The 3,926-nt window shown below is 37.0% G+C and carries 3 protein-coding genes; all 3 read left to right on the top strand.

What is annotated here, in order from left to right:
- Positions 1-240: hypothetical protein (locus KDU71_RS22485; RefSeq protein WP_212193380.1), on the top strand; the 240-nt coding region annotated here is incomplete at its 5' end.
- Between the two features lie 628 nt (positions 241-868).
- Entirely contained in the window at positions 869-2,539 is a 1,671-nt protein-coding gene (locus KDU71_RS22480; protein ID WP_212193379.1) for a patatin-like phospholipase family protein, read from the top strand.
- 70 nt (positions 2,540-2,609) lie between these two features.
- Positions 2,610-3,737, top strand: coding sequence for an endonuclease/exonuclease/phosphatase family protein (locus KDU71_RS22475; protein WP_212193378.1), 1,128 nt, complete (start codon positions 2,610-2,612; stop codon positions 3,735-3,737).
- The last annotated feature ends 189 nt before the right edge of the window (positions 3,738-3,926 follow it).

Raw genomic sequence — 3,926 nt, 5'->3', positions numbered from 1 at the left:
ATTGGGTTAATTCTGATTCTGGCCAAGAAGGAACACCGGAATCTGCCCAATCTGATATTTGCCATTTTAATGGTTAACCTCACTATATTTAACTCATTGAAACGTTTTAAAAATATAGGACGGTTCGAGTCCTACCCCTACTTATTTGCTATATGGGTACCTAATGAACTGCTGTTTGGCCCTTTCCTATACATGTATTTTATGCAACTGGCCAAGCGTCGGATCGATTTTAGCCTATAGTTTTCAGTCATCTATATATTCCTGGCCTGAGCCTATTGCTGGTCATTCCACTGCTTATCTTTTATAAGACGCCTATTAGGCATAATTCCTGGCCATTCGAAAGAAAAAAGCGCCTTATAGAGACAGAAACCCTTTGGCTTAAACAAGCAACACAGCTAATAAAACGGTTTGAACCAATGACTAAAGAAACTGATGAACTTCTAACCAGTTCTGACCTGGAAAGCCCATTGAAGAGTTGAAATAAGTAAAGAAAATGGTAATTGAGGAATAGTTGGTAGAATTGCATGAAAGGTACTTGCATCGAAATATTTCTAATAATGGGTGTCATAACTTAATTTAAAGGCTTGAAAATCAAATAAAGTACTCTTAACTTGCATTCAAGTTTTTCAAACTTCCTACAAATTCTTTACGGGAATAAACCATTGTTGTATGAGCTGCTGATGGTAAGTACTCATTGAAGGTCGTCGTGGCACTACTTTCGATAGTATATCAATTTGTCACTCATTAATAGATATTTAACCTATCCAGGAAAAAATAGAGTTAGTGGTTAATTATACAAAGACAACTACTTTCAGGTATAGAACAACTTACAACTCTGCTTTAAACTGGTTAATAATTTGACCAAACTATGTCAAGCAACCAATTCCCGTTACAGTTATTTCGAAACATCGCCTTATGTTTTAGCGGTGGTGGTTATCGCGCAGCAGGCTTTAGCCTCGGTGTTTTATCATATCTCAATCATGTAAAATTTAACGAAACTCCTCTCCTTGAAAATGTTAAAGGTTTAAGTACCGTCAGTGGTGGCACCATTACAGGGGTTGAATTTGCAAACGCCATTGCAAATGGAGTAGGATTTAATGATTTTTTTGATGAAATGTATAATTTTCTGAATGATACAGATTTATTAAAAGAAGCATTGGATAAGCTAAACAAAGATGACGTTTGGACAAACACCAGGAAGAAGCGGACCCTCATCAATGCATTCGCCTTGAGCTATAGATCATTAGTAAAAGACGAAAAATTTGGATCATTCTCAACAACAAACCATAGTCTGGAAGACATCGCCTTTAACGCAACAGATTGTTCATACGGCCTGGCTTTCAGGTTTAAAAACAAACCATTATTTGGCAACTATCGTTTGGAAAATGACGACCTGACATATCTTTCAAAAGATATTAAACTGGCTGATATAATCGCTGCATCTTCCTGTTTTCCATTTGGCTTTGAACCAATAATTATGCCCGATGACTTCTTCGATGACCATCAAAGCAATCATTACACAGCATTAAAAAATAATAAACTATTCTTGAGAGGGATTGGCTTAATGGATGGTGGAATTGTCGATAACCAAGGCATAGGAAGCATCAGGTTAGCCGACAAAAGCCGTGCCCACAATGATAAATTTGATCTTATTATGGTTTGTGATGTTTCCTCCTATATGATGGATCCGTGGGAACAGTCAGACATACTTTTATCCGGAACGAAATCAAAATTAAACTTACGATATTACAGAAAGATAATAGAGTCAAAAATTAAAAGTTGGTGGTGGGTCGTTGTGCCATTATGCTTACTAAGCTTAACGGTTATATTTTCAACCAACAACCGCCCCTTACTACAAGTCTCTGCAGGTGCTCTTGCAATCATCAGTCTTATCTCACTTATTATTAAGTTCTCTACCAGTTTTGCTGTTTCAAAACTTTATAGATTATGGAAAAAGCTGAAACGATCAAAACTTATTCCCGGGCCAATTATGAATATATTGGATGAGTTCGAAATGGTAAGGCTCCGACTGCTAAGGCGGATGTTTGAAGAACGCTTAACATCGGGGTTCAAGATAATCAATGAAATATTCCTGAAGCAGATCAGACGATTAAACTATAATCTTTTCTATACTGATGAATCACTAAGGCACCGTCGCAGTTCATTAATGATTTATGAACTTACAAAAGAACAATATGAAAAAGGTGAATCGGACGAAAAAGAAGAGGAAACAAAACATGAAGAAATACCGGCTCCTGGTGATAAGATCTATGAAATAGCAGGTGTGGCAAGTAAGTTCGGAACCACTTTATGGTTTACAAAAGAAGATAAGCAAAATCAAATGCTTCAAAAGCTAATCGCATGTGGTCAGTTTACTGCTTGTTATAATTTGCTGAAATATTGCATCGACCTTACTAAAGATAATGCAGATATTGAGCATTCGATGCTGAAAACAATTTCTGATGAATTCATGAGTGACTGGAAACACTTTATTGAAGAACCAAATTGGCTCATTGACAAATACAGAACTCCACAGTAATACGCTTACCCTATTAATCCACTACAAAACCTATATCTTAAAGTTAAACCATTTCTAATTACTGAATATTATGAAACTGACAACCTGGAACATTGAACACCTAAAAAAGCCATTGGCAGATCTAAGTTTGGATACTAATCGCAAACGACTCCTGAACATATCCAAGGAAATCAAACAAATTGACCCGGATATACTTTGCATCATTGAAGCACCTGGCGATCTTTTGGCCTTGCGTGATTGGATCGCACTACCATCAGCTGATGGCGGTCTGGACGCCGCTTACCAAATCGCTACGATTAAAGGAACAGAGCAGATACTTAGCTCTAATCCAAGCAATGTAAGAGATGCATTAAGCGACCTTTACGCAATGGAAGGTTCAGATAGAAACGGGAATCAGTGGATATGGTTTTTAGTTAAGAATGAACTTTTTAATAATTCTGCAGCGCATATTCAAGACCCGAAAGTGTGGCGTGGCATGACAGGTTTAAAGAAATGGACAGTTAACTATTGGGGAAGCTATCAGTCTCAAAAGGCAAGTCATTGGCGCCATCCCCAAACTCTCATTCTGAATATTGAAGGTCTTATAATAGAAATTATTGGTGTTCATCTTAAAAGTAAAATCAATCTAAAAAAGGCGTTTGATCAAAATAACCAATTGACAACAGAATACGTGGATGAAGCTTTGAGAGCACGAGTCAAATTAGCAACTGAAGCCAATGATATAAGAAAATACATTGAACAGCGATTCCAGCAGGAAAGTAATCCATATATAATTGTTTGCGGTGATTTCAATGATGGTCCAGCAAAGGAATTCTTTGAACGACAATACCTATTCTTTGACTTGATGTCCAATATACAGGGAAATATATTTTTTGCAGACAGTTTCCTGAATCATGCTTTGTTTGATTACCGGCAAGACCTACGGTGGTCCACAAAATATAACGATAAGATTGAGCGATGGGCCCGGAATGAATTTGGCAACTATCACAACATAGCAACCGCCTTTGATACAACCAGAAAACAATTGATAGACCACATCCTTTTTACCCAGGCTTTTGTAAAAAGTAACTCTGGTCCCAAAATTTTAAAACATGCGGGCATGGTTGAGCATACAATACATGAAAAGGTAAATGCAAATGTCAGAAATTCGGAAAAAACCAGCGATCATCATCCCGTGTCTGTTGAAATTAGTTTTTAATACCGGAAACTCTGCTTCCATAAAACATACAGGATTTGTCTATTGCTAACATTTATGGTTACCGTTATCACGTTACCGCAAATTCTGGTTCAAGAAAGTGAGTTTCCAGCCAAGTGTTAAAGTAAAAGAAACACTCAAGGCCGTTAAGTATGAGAAAGCTTAAAAGCAATGGAAGGTTAAAGAGTAAAT

The organism is Carboxylicivirga sediminis, from assembly GCF_018156225.1.
Classification (GTDB): domain Bacteria; phylum Bacteroidota; class Bacteroidia; order Bacteroidales; family Marinilabiliaceae; genus Carboxylicivirga; species Carboxylicivirga sediminis.
The sequence above is the reverse complement of the archived record's forward strand: the minus strand, read 5'-3'. Positions and strand labels throughout refer to the sequence as shown.